The sequence below is a fragment of the Gemmatimonadaceae bacterium genome (genome assembly GCA_019752115.1).
Classification (GTDB): Bacteria; Gemmatimonadota; Gemmatimonadetes; order Gemmatimonadales; family Gemmatimonadaceae; genus Gemmatimonas.
Window position 1 is genome coordinate 85,007 of record JAIEMN010000016.1, and the last position, 15,447, is coordinate 100,453.

Sequence of the window (15,447 nt, forward strand, 5' to 3'; positions counted from 1 at the left end):
TGTGCTGCACTCCGCGAGCCGTCCCATGACCACCACGTCGCATCCGCACGCCATCGGGCAGACCATCGGCCACACGATCGGGCAGATCCTCAAGGTCCTGCTCGTGGCCGTCGCCCTGCTGCTGCTCCTGCCGTCGCTGGCGCACGCGCAGAACGACATCAAGATCCGCGACCTCACGTCGGCCGAAGGCGCGGTGCCGGTGCGCCTGGTTGGCTACGGCATCGTCACCGGGCTCGACAACACGGGCGACCGCGCGATCGGTGGCCAGACCGCCGGCCCGACCGTGCAGAGCGTCATCAACATCCTGCGCCGCTTCAACGTGGAAGTGCCGGCGGATCTCATCCGCATGCGCAACGTGGCCGCGGTGCTGGTCACCGCCGAAGTGTCGCCGTATCTCCGCCCGGGTGGTCGCTTCGAGATCAACGTCTCGAGCATGGGTGACGCGCGCTCCCTCAAGGGCGGCGTACTCTTCATGACCCCGCTCGTCGCCGATCCGAATGGCAAGCCGCTCGCCACCGCGCAGGGCTCGCTCATGATCAGCGAAGGCGGCGCCACCACGCGCTATCAGCCCACGCACGAAACGTCGGCGCGCATCCCCACGGGTGGCGTGCTCGAAGCGGATCTGCCTCGGCCGGCCATCGTCGCCAGCTCGCGCCTGCTCCTGCGGGAACCCGACCTCGGCACCGCCACGCGCATCGCCGCCGCCATCAACACCGCCATGGGCGACAAGACCGCCACGGTGGAAGACGAAGGCAGCGTGATGGTGACGATCCCCGATTCGGTGCAGTCCAAGCCGCTCGCGCTCGCCAAGATCCGCGATCTCTCGATCAAGCCTGAAGCGCGCCCGCGCATCGTGATCGATGCGAAGGACGGCACGGTGGTCGCCGGTGGCGACATGATCGTGGGCTCGGCCACGGTGAGCCACGGCGCCATCACCCTCGCCATCGGCCAGGTCGCGCCGAACGACACCGCCGCCATCCCCGGCAGCGTACGGCTCCCGGCGGGCATTCCGGTCCAGCGTGTCGCCACCGCCCTCCATGCGGTGCTCACGCCCCCCAGCGAAATCGCCGCGATCTTCGCCGCCCTGCGTGAAGTCGGCGCGATCACCGCCGAGGTCATCGTCCGGTGATCTCACGACTCCCCTCCGCGTTCGGCGCTGCGCAGCAGCCGCCCACCTCCGCGAACATCAACAAAATGCCGACCGCACCAGCGGTCGGCGGCACCGCAAACTCCGCGTCCGCGCCCGTCGTCGACGAGAAGCTCAAGAAGAGCGCCCAAGCGCTAGAGGGCCTGTTCGTGCAGCAGCTCTTCAAGGCGATGCGTGACACCGTTCCGCAGCAGGAAGGGATCGTCACCGGTGGGGCCGGAGAGGACATCTTCACTTCGCTCATGGATGAGCACCTCGCGACCGAAACTCCCAAGCAATGGGAGGGCGGCCTCGCCGAGGCGCTCTATCGCCAGCTGCGGGGGCCTGCTCAGGCTGCCGCATCCCAGGCTTCAGCGCCGCACCCTGCTTCCTCGACCAACTGATGTCGCCGACGACACTCCTTGCCCAGGAATCCGCGTCCCTCGAAGGCGGAACCCGCCATGGGGCGCCCAGCGCCGCACTGCTCAGTGCCCTGCACGACGCGCTGATCTCCGAACGGCGTCTGCTCGAGGAACTCATCGCGCAGATGCGTCGGCAACGCACGGCCGTCTCCGCCGATGACATTCAGGGCGTGGACGACAGCACCTTCGCCACGCACCGCATCCTGGCCACGCTCGGGCAGGCGCGGCAGCGCCGCCGTCAGCTCAACGTGCTCCTCGGCGGCAACGAGGAGTGCACGCTGCGCGAGCTCGAGGAGCTGCTGGGCGATCTCGTCGATGATCGCTTCCGCGACGCGCGCCTCCGCCTGCAGCAGGCGGCCGACGTGCTCACGCGCGAAGTCGGCATGAACCGCAAGCTGCTGCGCGAAGCGCTCACGACGACCGACCAGCATGTGCGCACGCTCGTTGGCGCGCCGGCCGCGCCCGCGACGTACGCCACCGAAGGCATGCACACCGCCGTGCCCGCGGGCACGCGCGGCGTGCTCCTCAACCGGACGGTGTAAGATGAGCTTCGGCCTGCTCAGCATCGCCCGCACCGCCCTCACGACGCATCAGACGGCGCTGCAGACGATCTCTCAGAACATCGCCAACGCCGAGACGCCGGGCTATTCACGCCAGGAAGCGGTGCTGCAGGCCAACACGCCCACGAGCTTCTCCTACGGGCAGGTCGGCTCGGGCGTCAGCATCAAGACGATCATTCGCAAGCGCGATCTGCTGCTGGACGACGCCTTCCGCTCGGCCGCTGGCCAGAATGGCGAAGCGCAGATGCGCGCCGATCTCACCAGCCAGATCGAAGGCATCTTCGGCGAGCCGACCGATGCCGGCATGTCGAGTGCGCTCGATCAGTTCTGGAATTCGTGGAGTGACCTGTCGGCGTCGCCGAACAGCCTGGCCGCCCGCGCGGTCGTGCAGCAGCGCGGCCGTCAGCTGGCGCAGATGTTCAACGACTACGACACCGCGCTCACGCAGCAGCGCACGTCGAACCTCGAGCGCCTCACCAACACGGTCGATCAGGTCAACTCGCTGGCCTCGCAGGTCGCGAGCCTGAACGCCGAGATCGTGGTGTCGGAGAGCAACGGCCAGCCGAACAACGACCTGCGCGATCTCCGCGACCGCAAGCTCGATGATCTGTCGAAGCTCGCGGGCACGCGGGTGATCTATCAGGCCAACGGCGGCGTGTCGGTCACGATCGGCAACTCCACGCTCGTGGACGGCGCCTCGGCGACCAAGCTGAACGTCAAGCTGCTCACGCCGAATCCGTTGCCGGCCACGCCGCCGACCGATATTCCGGTGGCGTTTACGCTCGGCGATACGCTGGACCCGGTGGCGAACATGGGCGGCCAGCTCGCGGCGCTGCAGGATGTCCTGAACACCGACATCCCGCAGATGCGCGGCCGCCTCGATGCGATGGCCTCGCAGCTCGTGACCGCCGTCAACACGGCGCACACGGCGGGCTACACCTTCAACGGCACGACGATTCCCGGCACCGCCGCCGGCAACTTCTTCGACGCGGGCACGGTGCTCAATCCGGTGCGTGCGGCGACGATGCGGCTCGATGCCGTCGTGGCCAACGATCCCGGCAAGATCGCCGCCAGTGGCGCGGCGAACGGCCCGAGCGACAACAGCGTGGCGCAGAACCTCGCCGCGTTGCGCTCGGCCAACAACACGGTGACGTGGACCGATGCCAACGGCGCGACCGAGACCGGCTCGTTCGTGGCGTTCTTCCGCGGCGCGATGACCCGGCTCGGGAGCACCGTCTCCGAATCGACCGATCGCGCCTCCGTCACCTCCGCCCTCACCGATCAGGCGGAAACCCGCCGGCAGTCGGTCAGTGGCGTGAATACCGACGAAGAGCTCGTGAACATGATGCGCGTGCAGCAGTCGTATACGGCGGCGTCCAAGATGATCAAGGTCGCCGACGAAATGCTGCAGACGCTGCTCTCCCTGGTGAACTGATGCTGATCCTTGGCCGCCGCGAAGGCGACTCCATTCTCATCGACGGCGGCATCAAGATCGTCGTTGTCTCCTGCGACCGGCACGGCGTGCGGATCGGCATCGAAGCGCCGTCGCACGTGAAGATCCTGCGCGGCGAAATCGCGCAGCAGGTCGCGCAGGAAAATCAGGCGGCGGCCGCTCCGGCCGATGCGTCGTGGCTGAGCGCGCTCGGCGCGCCGACCGTGGCGCCGCTGGTGCCGCCCACCGCTCCCCCCGCCCCGCCGTCCGCGGCGGAGCCGGCCGGCGACTGAGATGTCAGGCCGGCCGGCGTCGCGACGCCTGCAGGGTGGGCAGCGCCAGGGCGCACCCCGACGCGTGGCTCTCCGCCCGGCCGCCCTGGCCAGCCAGGAGCCACGCGATCGCGCACGCGTCCTCCTCGCGGAGCTGTTCGGCGCCGTAGTGCGGTCCGTCGTCGCCGAAGGCCGCGACGCGCACCTCGTCCCCGAGGGTTTCGAGCGTGACCCGCACGGGGCGACCCGCGCTGGTGTAGCGCGCGGCGCTCAGAATCACGACCGCGCAGGCATGCAGGACCGCGCCCGGTTCCGCCCGGACCGGCTGGACATCGCCGAGGGGCTCGATGACCACCGTCCGATCGCGGAGATCGGGGTGCTCCTCGAGGAGGGTCTGCGCGCCGTCGAGCGCGTCAGTCAGGAGCAGGGGCTCGGGATCGGCGTCCACGCGACGCGGAAGATTCCGGAGCGCCTGCAGCAGCCGCTCCATCCGCTGGGCATCGGCGGCCAGTCCACTGGCCACCCGGGGCTCGGGGGTGATCCCGTGCTCGAGCAGCGACGCGGTGGCCGCGACGGTGGCCATCCGGTTGCTCACGGCATGTGCCAAGGCGCGGAGCAAATCGTCATGTACCGTAAGCCAGCGGGTCGCGCCGATCTCGGCCGCCGACCGCTGGGCTCCGCCTGAACTCATTCCTCGCACTCCGGAACCGCACGCGTGTTCGTCATCATCGGCCTGGTCATCGTCTTCGGTGCCGTTATCGGTGGCTACGTCATGCACCACGGCGAGCTCGCGGTGCTGATTCAGCCCAACGAGTTCGTCATCCTCGGTGGTGCCGCCATCGGCACGCTGATCATCGCGAACCCGCCGGCGGTGCTCAAGGGCGTTCTGGCGCAGACCCTCGGTCTGCTCAAGCCCAACCCGTACGGCGCCAAAGCGTACGCCGAATTGCTGCAGGTACTCTACGAGGTCTTCCAGAAGGCCCGCAAGGACGGCCTCGTGGGGCTCGAGTCGCACATCGAGAACCCCGAAGCCAGCGACATCTTCCAGAAGTACCCCTCGTTCATGGGCAATCACCACGCCGTGTCCCTGCTCTGCGACACGCTCAAGGTGCTGCTCACCGGCACGGTCGAAGACCATAATCTCGCCGAAATCCTCGACGTGGACCTCGAGAAGCACCACCACGAAGGGATGCTCGTGCCGCATGCTGTGACCACCGTCGGCGACGCCATGCCGGGCTTCGGCATCGTGGCCGCCGTGCTCGGCGTCATCATCACGATGGGCTCGATCGGTGGCGCCGCCTCCGAAATCGGTGAAAAGGTCGCCGCCGCCCTCGTCGGGACGTTCCTCGGCATTCTGCTGGCGTACGGTGTCTTCGGCCCGCTCGCCAAGGCCATGGAGACGCGCCTGCACGCCGAGCATGACTACATGCTCTGCATCCGCACCGCGCTCCTGAGCTTTGCCCGCGGCGATGCGCCCATGACCGCGGTGGAGTTCTCGCGCCGCAACATCGAACCGCACGAGCGCCCGAGCTTTACGGAACTCGAAGAGCTGACGCGGAAGAAGGCCGCCTAACCCATGGCAGCGCGCGGCGGGAAGAAGGTCGTCATCATCAAGAAGAAGGTCGTCGGCGGTGGCGGACACCACGGCGGCTCATGGAAGGTCGCGTACGCCGACTTCGTGACCGCCATGATGGCCTTCTTCATGGTGATGTGGATCCTCGGCATGGATGACAAGACGAAGCAGGCCATCGAGGGCTACTTCGCCAATCCCGTCGGCTACAAGAAGGGCTACGGCGCCGGCTCGAGCCCGCTGTCCACCGGCACCTCGCCGTCGAACGTGCAGCGCACGCCGCTCCGCCTGATGGTGCGCTCCACCGAACAGCGCACCTTTGAAGAGCTGCGCAAGTCGATCCTCACCAAACTCGAGGCCAACGACTCGCTCAAGAAGCTCAATGCCAGCTGGGATGTGCAGGTCACGCAGGAGGGGCTGCGCATCGAACTCGTCGAAGGCGACAAGGGCGATACGTACTTCCCGAGCGGCTCGGCCAAGATGAATTCGGTCACCGCCCTCGCGCTGCAGTTGGTGGGCTCCGAGCTCGCCACGCTGAACCATCCCGTGATCCTCGAAGGCCACACCGACGCCGCGCCCTTCGGCAAAGACGCGAGCTACACCAACTGGGAGCTCAGCGCCGATCGCGCCAACGCCGCCCGGCGCGTTCTCGAAAGCTCCGGCCTCACACCCGATCGCGTCCAGGAAGTTCGCGGACTCGGCGCCACCCAGCCCCGCGTTCCCGACGATCCCATGGCCTCGGCCAACCGTCGCATCTCGATCCTGCTCCCGTACACCAACGTCCCCGAACCGGCCGGCGCGAACGCCGAGGATCTGGCGGCGAAGAAGCAGGACAGCTTGGTGACCCAGATAACGCAACCGATAAGACGGAATTATTGAGAGCGCTCGACGTGCACTCGGGGTCACTCGCCTGACCGTGCTGGCTACAAGCGCTGAATTCTAGGAGCCAGGGGGGAGGGTTTAGGGGGGAGTTGTTGGCGGGCTTGCGCTATCGCGCTTGCCCGCCTTGTCGTTTGCGATAGGCGCGTAGGGCGTGCAGCATGCGACGGATCTCCGCCAGCTCCTGTTCGACCGGTTCGATGCCGCGAAAGCTGGGCTGTAAACGCGTGACAAGCGCGAGGTGACTCGATACCTCGTTGGCCGACTTGATCGCGATCCCCAGATACCGAGCGAACTCCAAGGGTGAGTCGGCTCCGGCCCCTTCCGCGATGTTCGCGGGAATCGACATGGCCGCGCGTCGCAGCTGGCTTTTCATGCCCGGCGCAAGCTGCGCGTTCACATAGCGCGTCAAGCGCACAATCTCCACCGCCACATCACGCGAGCGCCGCCACACCAGGAGGTTCTCATGATTCTGCATGAGCCGATGGTAGCCCGCCGCGTCACCAAGCCGTCACCCCGCAGTACCACCACCCCCTCAACCCTCCCCCCTGGCCCCTGAACAGCAGCGCCACTAACCAGCATCCCACCCGCGGATGCCGCCCCCAAGCCAGTCGAGCGGTCTCCCAGCGTTATCCTTTCACATACGACAGCCGCTCCCCCGCCCACATCACCGCCTCCGCGTACATCTCGCCCAGCTCCGCCAGCGCGGCCGCGTTCGACTCTTCGTGCACCAGCGCCCACTCCGCCTGCTCGTAGGCGTTCGCCAGGCGCAGCACCGCCGCGTGCGGGCCAGTGCCTTCGAGGAGGGCTTCGCGGATGTCTTCTTTGACGGGCAAGCGATCCAGCACTTCGGTCATCGGCAAGCCGAGCAGCGCGTCCATGCGGGAGAGGAGCCCCACGAGGAAGCGCGCCGCCGGATCGCCACTGGCGTCGTGGGCGGTGATGTTTTCGCAGAAGCGCCCGCGCACCAGCGCGGCGACGACGGCTTCGTGCGTCACGGGGTTCCGCGCGCCCACGCTCGACACGAGCATGATGAGCATCCAGCGCGACAGCGCTTCGCGACCGATGAGGCGAATGGCGTAGGGAATCGAATCCACGCCGCGCCCGCCGAACGCCGCGGCATTCACGATGCGCAGCAGCGCGAGCGACAGCGACGGATGGCTGCGGAACGCCTCTTCGAGCGCGCGATCGGTGACGTTGGGCTCATTGAGCAGCGCCATGATGTGGAACATCGTGACCTGCTGCACCTGCACCGCGCGGCCGTCCATCGTTTCCGGACGGCTGAACACGTAGCCCTGGAAGAGCGTGAAGCCGACTTGCTTGCAGGCCGCGAGCGCCGGGCGCGTCTCCACCCGCTCGGCCAGCACGGCGATCCCCATCTTGCGCAGACGCTCCACGGTGGGGGCCAGCGCGGCCAGATCGCGGTCGAGCACATCGATCTTCACGATCGACGCGAACGGCAGCAGCGCGTCGAGCGACTCGCGGCCATCATAGTCATCGAGGGCGATCGTGTACCCTTCGCTTACCGCACGCGCGCAGGCATCCACCACGGCGGCGGTGCCATCCACCGATTCCAGAAGCTCGAGCACCACGGCCGACGGATCGAAGATCTTGTACAGATCCCCGAGCAGATGCTCTTCGGTAATGTTCACGAAGGCGGTCGTGCCGGCGGTCAGGCGGTCGAGCCCGATGGAGAGCAGCGCATGGAGCGCGGTATCACTGCACATGAACGCCGCCGAGCGCCCCAGGCCCGCCTCGGTCGCATCCGCCGAGGCGCGGTACAACAGTTCGTACGCCACGCGTTGATCGGCGGCGTCGAAGATCGGCTGTCGGGCGATGAAGACGTGCTGCGCCGTCGGGGGCGGCGTCACGTCGACGTCTGAAACAGGCATTGGGCGGCGAGCGGGGAATCGGGAACGCGTGCCGACCACGGGCGTACGACGTCATGAGGTCAGACACTCCATCCTTCGACTATCGGGGTTGCTATGCGGCAACTTCTTGCACGACCGATCTGTGACAGTCGGCACCGCGCGCATCGCGCGCTGGCGCTGGTCGCAGTCGGCGCACTTGGCCTGGCCGCCTGTGGGGATCGCCCGGAGCGTACCGCCGCCGTCGATTCGGCGCTGGCGCGCGATCTGACGCTCGCCGGGTCGGCGTCGAACCCGGTGTCGCTGGGCGATACGGCCATGCGCGCGCCATCTGCGCCAGCCAAGCCAACTGAGCCATCAACACGCCAGAAACAAGCGAATAACACGCCACGAAAGCCTGTTTTGGCGCAAAAGATCGCGCCGAAGCCTGTAGCACGTCCAACGCGCCAGACGCCCGCGCCTGCACCGGCGCCAGTGGCCACCACCCCGGCGCCGGCGCCCGTCCCTGCCGCCCCCATGCCAGCCCCGGCCCCCGGTCCGGCGCCGGCGGCGCGCGGCAGCATCGGCGCCGGCACGCTGCTCTCCGGCGCCACGAGCGCCGAGATCTGCTCCTTGGCCAACCGGCCCGGTGACCGGTTTGTCGTCTCCCTCGCCCGCACCGTGACGGGGAGCAACGGCGCCGTCCTCGACGCGGGCACCCCCATCCTCATCGAACTCGCGAGCGCCGGCACCGACGGGTTCACCTTCCGCCTGCGGGGCGTGCAGGTCCATGGGGACTTCGTGCCCGCGGAGGGGAGCGTGGCGGTGAACGACGCGACCACCACCGAGCGGTCGGTGAGTGGCGGCAACGACAAGGGGAAGGTCATCACCGGCGCGGTCGCCGGCGCCATTCTCGGGCGCATTCTGGGCGGTGGGGCCAAGGGCGCGGTGATCGGGGCGGCTGGCGGGGCGGCGGCCGGCACGGTCGCTGCGCAACGGAGTCGGGTGGCCGAGCGCTGCCTCGCGGCGGGCGCCACTATTAGCGTGACGCTGTCGGCGCCGCTCGTTCTCCCCACATCCGCTCCGTGATCGACGTTTCCGCGTACACCAAACTCTACGGCGATGTCGTGGCCGTGCAGGGACTCTCCTTTCATGTCGCGCCTGGCGATGTGCTGGGGCTTGTTGGCCCGAACGGGGCCGGCAAGACCACGACCCTGCGCGCCCTCGCCGGCATCCTGCAGCCCACGAGCGGATCCATTCAGATCGCCGGGGTCGATCTGGCGAAGGATCCGGTCACAGCCAAGCAGCAGCTGGCGTTCATCCCCGATGAACCGGCGCTCTTTGACTATCTGACGGTCACCGAGCATCTGCGCTTCTGCGCGCGCCTCTACGGGGTGGCCGATGCCGAACCCCGCATCCCGGCGCTGCTCGACGAACTCGAGCTCACCCCCAAGCGCGACGCGCTCCCCACGGAGCTGTCGCGCGGCATGAAGCAGAAGCTGGCCATCGCCTGCGGCCTGCTGCATCAGCCGCGCGCCCTGTTGCTCGATGAGCCGCTCACCGGGCTCGACCCGGTGGGGATCCGCCGCATGAAGGAAACGATCACCGCGCGCGCACGCGAAGGCACCGCCGTGATCCTCAGCTCGCATCTGCTGCACCTCGTCGAAGAGCTGTGCACGCGGCTGCTGGTGATTCGCAAAGGGCAGATGGTCGCCTTCGGCACCCTGGATGACATCGTGACCCAGCGTCCCGCGCTTGCTGGCCGCTCACTCGAGGAGATCTTCATCGCGCTCACCGGCGACGAGCCGGCCGCCGATCCCGTGACCACCGCGGCGTAACGCGGCCGTGGCCACGACGGACCGTCAGCCCGCGCCGCTGAGCGCGCTCGCGTATCTCTACGCGCGCGCCTTTGCCAATCGCGTGCGCCAGCAGACGCGGCGGGTGCGCAGCCCGCGCTACATCGCCGCCGTCGCCCTCGGCGCGCTCTACCTGTGGTGGGCGCTCTTCCGCAACGCGCAGATGAACGGCTCGCCGCTCACCGCGCTGCTGCAGTCGGAACCGCTGCTGGTGCTGGGCAGCACGCTCCTGCTGCTGTCGTCGGCGCGCTGGTGGCTGTTCGGCAGTGAGCGCGGCGCGCTCGCCTTTGCTCCGGCCGAAGTCCAGTTCCTCTTCCCCGCGCCGATCACACGCCGGGGGCTCGTGCACGCCAAGCTGCTGCGCCTGCAGTTGGCCATTCTGGTGAACACGCTGATCTTCTCGGTGCTCTTCCGCGGCAACGCGGGCGAGCTGGCCTCGTGGGAGCGCGGGCTCGCGCTGTGGGTCGTGTTCTCCACGCTGGCGCTGCATCGGCTGGGCGCGGCCATCGTGCGCGCGAGCGCCATGGAGCATGGTCAGGCCGGCGCGCGACGCGGCCTCGTGCCGCTGGTGATTTTCGGAGCGCTGGTCGGCATGGTGGTGTACGGGCTCGCCGTCGAGCTCCCCACGCTGCGCTTTGCCAGCACAAGTGGCGTCAAGGCGCTCATCACCGCCATAACCGACGCGTTGCAGGCGCCGGTACCGGCGGCCGCGCTGTGGCCCGTGCGCACGCTGCTCGAACCGGTGCAGCTCATTCGCACCCCCGCCTTCTGGCCCGCGCTGGCAGGCGCGGGGGCGCTGCTGCTCCTGCACTACGTGTGGGTCGTGCGCCTCGATCGGGCGTTCGAAGAAGCGGCCATCGAAGCCACGCAGCACCGCGCCGAGCGCCTCCAGCGCTTTCGCGCGTCGCAGATGGGGCGCACGCGCAGTCGGAGCGGGAAGCTCGCGCGGGTGCCGTCGCTTGGGCTCCGCGGCCGGCCGGAAGTCGCCATCGTCTGGAAGAACATTGTCGCCGCCATGCGCGGCGGATCCTGGACGACCCAGCTGGTGTCGTTCACGATCGGCCTCGCCATTCTGGCCGCCGTCACACGCTCGGCGTCCACGCGCGCCGGTGACGCCTTCATGGGCGTGACCATCGGCTGGGGCGCCATGCTGCTCTTCGTGGGGCCGCTCTGGATGCGCTTCGACCTGCGCCTCGATCTCCCCAAACTGGCGCAGCTCAAGACGATGCCGCTCGCCGGCTGGCGGATTGTGGGCGCCGAGATCGTCGCCGTCACCGTGTTGCACAGCATCACGGTGTGGTCGCTGATGACGGTCCCGCTGGTGATGTTCCTGCAGGACCCGGCGCTGTTCTTCCAGAGCGGCGCCACGATTCCGATCATCGTGGCCGTGGTCGTGGGTGTGCCGGTGTTCAACGCGCTGATGTTCACCGTCCAGAACGCCACCGCGCTGCTCTTTCCGGCGTGGGTGCGCCTCGGGACCGAAGCGCGCGGCTTCGAAACGATGGGCCAGAATCTGCTCACCACCGGCGCGACCACACTCGTCGCTGCGGTCGCGCTCGTGTTTCCTGCCGGCGCCGGGGTGCTGATTCTGTGGCTCACGGGCGACTGGAACGGCTGGTCGGTGGTGCTCGCCACGCTCGTGGCGAACCTCATCATTGCCCTCGAGCTCTGGCCCGTGTGGCGGTGGCTTGGCACGGTCTTCGAGGAGACCGACGTCACCGACGTGGCAGCCGCTTAACGAAGGCCCCCCGGGCGGTTGAGCCCGGGGGGCCTTCCCGGACGGAGGCTTGCTGTCTAACCTGCGACAGCCCCCGCGGTACCCCGATCCAACGAACGCTCCAATGGCCGCCAACGAGTTCGAGCCCGACGACGACTTCACTCCCGACGACGAGTCCCCCGACGAGCAGGATGCGGGCGACGAGGCGGAGGGCGAGCAGCGTCAGGCGGTGTTCGTGACCACGCGCGAACCCATCACGCTGCACGTCGCCCAGCTCGACGATCCGCGCGCCCCCGAGAACTGCGCGCTGGCGTCGTACATCGACGATCGGCTCGTCGCGCGGAGCGCCATGCCGCCCGAAGCGATCGCTCGCCTGCTCAACCTCAAGCTTTTCGACGAGCCGGTGCAGCTCGGCCTGTTCGCGTTCGAGGAGTCCCCGGGGCTGCAGTGTCGCCTGTTCGCGCTCGTGCCCCGCGCGTTGCTCGAAGCGCAGGATCACGAGTCGGAGCCCTGGAAGGCGAGCGTCCCGAGCTACGAAGCGTCCGTCGGGGCCGATGATGACGACGACGATGAGGACGACGAGGATGACGACGAGACCGAGGAGGCGCCGTTCGAAACGATCCTCCTCGGCCACATCGTGCGCTTCGAAAAGGACCGTCGCCATCCCGATGACCTCGCCGCCGAAGCGGTGGACATCCTGCAGCGCATCATCAACGGCGCCGAGCCGCTCGAAGATGCCGACAAGAAAGCGATCGACGATCTGCTGGGATCGCTTTAGACAGCTCGCACAGGGTGCACAGAGAACCACAGGGGGCACAGAGAGTCGTGATGAGTCTCTGTGCCCCCCTGTGGTTCACGGTGTACTCTGTGCAAGCTGTTTCTAGGGCGCCCGTCGAATGACAACGTAATAGTTCTCATCAGCACGCAGCACGCCGGCGCCAACACTCAGCGCCACAGGTGACCACTCCGCCGTCACGCGGCTCTTCACCATCTTCCCCGACGCCGAGAGCGGGACCTCGAGCGCAAAGCCCGGCACCACATCGGCGAAGCGCACCTGCACCCCGTCGCCGTCGGGCTTCCATTCAAGCGCGGGGATCTTGGTCGTCGTGAGATACTGCGCAAACACCGGCGCCAGATCGATCCCGGCCTGCTGCGAGATGTAGGCCTGCACCTGCGCACCGGTCACCGTCTGGTGCGCATACGTGCTCTGCACGCCGCGCAGGATCTGCTTCCACTTGGCATCATCGCCGATGATCTGGCGAATGGTGTGCAGCATGTTGCCGCCCTTGTAGTACATGTCGCCCGAGCCTTCGGCGTTCACGCCATAGGCGGCGATGATGGGCTGATCGTTGCGCACCTTGGCGCGGGTGCCGATGACATAGCGGGCCCCGGCCGCTTTGCCCAGTCGGCACTCCACATAGAGGTTCTCGGCGTAGTTCGCGAACGACTCGTGCACCCACATGTCGGCGAGGTCCTTGGAGGTCAGGCTGTTCCCCCACCACTCGTGCGCACTTTCGTGCACGATGATGAAGTCCCACAGCAACCCCACACCGGTCCCCGAGAGGTCGGTGCCGAGATAGCCATTCTGGAAGCGATTGCCGTAGCCCACCGCACTCTGGTGCTCCATCCCCAGATGCGGCGTTTCGATGAGCTTGTAGCCGTCTTCGTACCACGGATACGGCCCGAACCAGTTCTCGAAACACTGGATCATCGGCTTCGCCTGCCGGAACTGCTGTTCCGCCGCCTGGCGATGGAAGGCCAGCGGCCAGTAGTCCATCGTCAGCGGGCCACGCTCGCCCTGATGGATCTCGCTGAAGTGCTCGTACGTCCCCGCATTGATCGCGACATCGTAGTTGTTGATGGGGTGCACGAGGAACCACTCCCACGTCGTGGTGCGATCGTCGTGATGCGTCACCCGGCGCAGTCGGCCGTTCGACACGTTCACCATCGGATCGGGGACGCGAATCGCCACGCGCTGGCTGTCCGGCTCATCCGCCTGCGTGTCCTTGGTGGGCCACCACACACTCGCACCCAAGCCCTGATTCGCCGTTGCCACCCAGGGGTTGCCAAGGCTGTCGGCGCGCCAGATGAGCCCCCCATCCCACGGCGGGTTCTTGGCCGCGCGCGGTTTGCCGTGGTAGTACGTGGTGACCGTGCGTCGCTCGCCGACCTTCTGATTCACCACGACCGTCGCAAAGAAGGCATTGCCGTCGCGCGTGAAGGGGAGCTTCGCACCATCCTGCACGATGCTGTCCACCTCGAGCGGCACCTGCAAATCGATCTGGAGTTGCGTCTGCCGGGCCTTGGCGGGCGCGGTGACCTTGTAGGTGATGCCACTGGCGCCGCGCAGCGTGCTGTCGGTGGGCGAGACGCGCACGCGCAGATCGTAGAACTCGACATCCCACCAGCTGCGCCCCGGGCCGTTGCCGCCGCGCAGGGAGTCGGCATGCGTGTAGACGGGGGCCGGCCGCTGGGCGAGCAGCCCCGCGGGCGTGGTGGCGAGCAGCGCGAGCGCGGCACGGAAGAGCGATCGGGTGTTCATTCGGGCACATCCACCTTGCGAAGGTCCGTATCGATCGGCGTAACGGGGGCGAGCTCGCCGAGCCGGCGCGCCGATACGAGCACGCGGCTTTCGAGACTGCCCACCGCGCGATTGTACGCCGTCATGGCGCGCTGCAGCCCGCGCCCCAACTCCGTGAGCTGTTCGTCGAACACCGCGAGCCGCTCGTGCAACTCCCGGCCCAGCGTAGCCACTTCGGCCGCTTCTTCGGCCACACGCTCCTGACGCCACCCATACGCCGCCGCCTTCAGCAGCGCGATGAGCGTCGTGGGCGTCGCCAGCAGCACGCGCTCACCCAACGCGGCCTCGAGCAGCGACGGATCAGCATCCAGCGCCGCCGCAAAGAACGCTTCCCCAGGGAGAAAGAGCACCACGAAGTCCGGTGCATCGGGGAACTGCATCCAGTACCGCTTGCTCGCCAGGCGCTGCACATGCGCCCGCACCTGCGCCGCATGCTCGGCGAGCCACGCGGTCCGCTGCTTGTCATCACTCGCGGCCATCGCCTCGAGATAGCCCGTGAGTGGCGCCTTGGCGTCCACCACGATGCGCCGCTCACCCGGCAAGCGCACAAGGAGATCGGGGCGCTGTACGCCGTCTTCCGTGCGCACGGTGACCTGCGGTTCGAAGTCGCAGTAGGCGAGCATCCCCGCCAGCTCGCACACCCGCCGCAGCTGCAGCTCTCCCCACTGCCCACGCACCGTCGGTGCACGCAGGGCCTGCGACAGCTGCTGCGTCTCCCGGCGCAGCGACTCCCCCGCGGTGGCCACGGCCTCGAGGCGTTCGCCGATCTGCCCGGCGACCTGCGCCTGCGCCCGCCCGAGCTGCGCGAGGGCATCGTCGTACCGCGCGAGCGTATCCCGGATGGGGGCCAGCAGCTCCGCCACATTGCCGTGGCGCGCCGTGAGCTGCGCCTCCGCTTCATGGCGCGCCAACTGCGCCTTGAGCGGCGCTTCCGCTTCGCTCACCCGCCGCGCCGTATCGGCCGCGGCGATGCGCTGCGAAATCAGCCACGCGCCAAGCGCGCCAACCGCACACCCCAGCAGGGCCCACACCCACGGGAGGAGTTCCATGCGCTCCAAGCTACTGATCGGTGTGGTCAGCGGGAAACTGCCTTGGATTCCTCGAATGTCTTCTATGAGAAAGGCCAACTAGTCAAGGCCACCGTGGTGGCCTCGCGGCTGGGTCCTGCGCGAGAATCGGTGCGAC

At 68.0% G+C, this 15,447-nt stretch carries 16 protein-coding genes; 11 read left to right on the top strand and 5 right to left on the bottom strand.

Translation table 11 applies throughout. The features are described from left to right. Positions 1–25: 25 nt before the first annotated feature. From K2R93_07325 to K2R93_07345, 5 genes are read left to right on the top strand one after another with little or no spacing between them, the layout of a single operon-like run. The gene (locus tag K2R93_07325; GenBank protein ID MBY0489638.1) at positions 26–1,129 is read left to right on the top strand and encodes a flagellar basal body P-ring protein FlgI; all 1,104 of its coding nucleotides are present in this window, start codon (positions 26–28) and stop codon (positions 1,127–1,129) included. Then, positions 1,126–1,530 (top strand): rod-binding protein, encoded by a 405-nt coding sequence (locus K2R93_07330; GenBank protein MBY0489639.1) that lies wholly within the window; start codon positions 1,126–1,128, stop codon positions 1,528–1,530. The genes K2R93_07325 and K2R93_07330 overlap by 4 nt, the downstream gene beginning before the upstream one ends. Beyond that, complete coding sequence (locus K2R93_07335) at positions 1,530–2,090, top strand: flagellar protein FlgN (protein ID MBY0489640.1); 561 nt, start codon at positions 1,530–1,532, stop codon at positions 2,088–2,090. Before K2R93_07330 ends, K2R93_07335 begins: the two co-directional genes overlap by 1 nt. Position 2,091: 1 nt before the next feature. Further along, on the top strand, positions 2,092–3,543 hold the full coding sequence (gene flgK / locus K2R93_07340; protein ID MBY0489641.1) for a flagellar hook-associated protein FlgK: 1,452 nt from the start codon (positions 2,092–2,094) through the stop codon (positions 3,541–3,543). Then, positions 3,543–3,833 carry a carbon storage regulator gene (locus K2R93_07345; GenBank protein ID MBY0489642.1) on the top strand — a complete coding sequence of 97 codons (291 nt, stop codon included), beginning with the start codon at positions 3,543–3,545 and terminating at the stop codon, positions 3,831–3,833. Before flgK ends, K2R93_07345 begins: the two co-directional genes overlap by 1 nt. A gap of 4 nt (positions 3,834–3,837) precedes the next feature. Here the strand turns inward: K2R93_07345 and K2R93_07350 are convergent, their stop codons facing one another. Beyond that, positions 3,838–4,503, bottom strand: coding sequence for a hypothetical protein (locus tag K2R93_07350; protein MBY0489643.1), 666 nt, complete (start codon positions 4,501–4,503; stop codon positions 3,838–3,840). 24 nt (positions 4,504–4,527) lie between these two features. On the opposite strand from K2R93_07350, the gene motA reads away from it, so the two are divergent. Both motA and K2R93_07360 read left to right on the top strand, forming a co-directional pair. Further along, a complete protein-coding gene (gene motA / locus K2R93_07355; GenBank protein ID MBY0489644.1) occupies positions 4,528–5,385 on the top strand; it encodes a flagellar motor stator protein MotA in 858 nt (285 codons plus the stop codon). A 3-nt stretch (positions 5,386–5,388) separates the two neighbouring features. Next, entirely contained in the window at positions 5,389–6,261 is an 873-nt protein-coding gene (locus K2R93_07360; GenBank protein ID MBY0489645.1) for an OmpA family protein, read from the top strand. 109 nt (positions 6,262–6,370) lie between these two features. On the opposite strand, the gene K2R93_07365 is transcribed toward K2R93_07360, so the two are convergent. Then, entirely contained in the window at positions 6,371–6,739 is a 369-nt protein-coding gene (locus K2R93_07365) for a four helix bundle protein (protein ID MBY0489646.1), read from the bottom strand. 151 nt (positions 6,740–6,890) lie between these two features. Further along, positions 6,891–8,132 carry an EAL domain-containing protein gene (locus K2R93_07370; protein ID MBY0489647.1) on the bottom strand — a complete coding sequence of 414 codons (1,242 nt, stop codon included), beginning with the start codon at positions 8,130–8,132 and terminating at the stop codon, positions 6,891–6,893. Positions 8,133–8,645: 513 nt separating this feature from the next. On the opposite strand from K2R93_07370, the gene K2R93_07375 reads away from it, so the two are divergent. The 4 genes from K2R93_07375 to K2R93_07390 all read left to right on the top strand — a co-directional run bounded on the left by K2R93_07375 (position 8,646) and on the right by K2R93_07390 (position 12,459). Beyond that, positions 8,646–9,197 carry a hypothetical protein gene (locus K2R93_07375; GenBank protein MBY0489648.1) on the top strand — a complete coding sequence of 184 codons (552 nt, stop codon included), beginning with the start codon at positions 8,646–8,648 and terminating at the stop codon, positions 9,195–9,197. Beyond that, the gene (locus K2R93_07380) at positions 9,194–9,946 is read left to right on the top strand and encodes an ABC transporter ATP-binding protein (protein MBY0489649.1); all 753 of its coding nucleotides are present in this window, start codon (positions 9,194–9,196) and stop codon (positions 9,944–9,946) included. The genes K2R93_07375 and K2R93_07380 overlap by 4 nt, the downstream gene beginning before the upstream one ends. Before the next feature lie 7 nt (positions 9,947–9,953). Next, positions 9,954–11,702, top strand: coding sequence for a hypothetical protein (locus K2R93_07385; protein ID MBY0489650.1), 1,749 nt, complete (start codon positions 9,954–9,956; stop codon positions 11,700–11,702). A gap of 103 nt (positions 11,703–11,805) precedes the next feature. Next, positions 11,806–12,459 carry a hypothetical protein gene (locus K2R93_07390; protein ID MBY0489651.1) on the top strand — a complete coding sequence of 218 codons (654 nt, stop codon included), beginning with the start codon at positions 11,806–11,808 and terminating at the stop codon, positions 12,457–12,459. A gap of 102 nt (positions 12,460–12,561) precedes the next feature. Here the strand turns inward: K2R93_07390 and K2R93_07395 are convergent, their stop codons facing one another. Together K2R93_07395 and K2R93_07400 are read right to left on the bottom strand one after the other, a co-directional pair. Next, positions 12,562–14,223 carry a M1 family metallopeptidase gene (locus tag K2R93_07395; protein ID MBY0489652.1) on the bottom strand — a complete coding sequence of 554 codons (1,662 nt, stop codon included), beginning with the start codon at positions 14,221–14,223 and terminating at the stop codon, positions 12,562–12,564. Beyond that, positions 14,220–15,311, bottom strand: a complete 1,092-nt coding sequence (locus K2R93_07400; protein MBY0489653.1) for a DNA recombination protein RmuC — start codon at positions 15,309–15,311, stop codon at positions 14,220–14,222. The genes K2R93_07395 and K2R93_07400 overlap by 4 nt, the downstream gene beginning before the upstream one ends. Positions 15,312–15,447 lie beyond the last annotated feature (136 nt).

Bases quoted from the DNA above. Each gene is read 5' to 3' on its own strand.
- K2R93_07325 (MBY0489638.1), top strand. From the start codon at position 26: ATGACCACCACGTCGCATCCGCACGCCATCGGGCAGACCATCGGCCAC.
- K2R93_07335 (MBY0489640.1), top strand. From the start codon at position 1,530: ATGTCGCCGACGACACTCCTTGCCCAGGAATCCGCGTCCCTCGAAGGC.
- flgK (MBY0489641.1), top strand. From the start codon at position 2,092: ATGAGCTTCGGCCTGCTCAGCATCGCCCGCACCGCCCTCACGACGCAT.
- K2R93_07345 (MBY0489642.1), top strand. From the start codon at position 3,543: ATGCTGATCCTTGGCCGCCGCGAAGGCGACTCCATTCTCATCGACGGC.
- K2R93_07350 (MBY0489643.1), bottom strand. From the start codon at position 4,503: ATGAGTTCAGGCGGAGCCCAGCGGTCGGCGGCCGAGATCGGCGCGACC.
- K2R93_07360 (MBY0489645.1), top strand. From the start codon at position 5,389: ATGGCAGCGCGCGGCGGGAAGAAGGTCGTCATCATCAAGAAGAAGGTC.
- K2R93_07365 (MBY0489646.1), bottom strand. From the start codon at position 6,739: ATGCAGAATCATGAGAACCTCCTGGTGTGGCGGCGCTCGCGTGATGTG.
- K2R93_07375 (MBY0489648.1), top strand. From the start codon at position 8,646: ATGCCAGCCCCGGCCCCCGGTCCGGCGCCGGCGGCGCGCGGCAGCATC.
- K2R93_07390 (MBY0489651.1), top strand. From the start codon at position 11,806: ATGGCCGCCAACGAGTTCGAGCCCGACGACGACTTCACTCCCGACGAC.
- K2R93_07395 (MBY0489652.1), bottom strand. From the start codon at position 14,223: ATGAACACCCGATCGCTCTTCCGTGCCGCGCTCGCGCTGCTCGCCACC.
- K2R93_07400 (MBY0489653.1), bottom strand. From the start codon at position 15,311: ATGGAACTCCTCCCGTGGGTGTGGGCCCTGCTGGGGTGTGCGGTTGGC.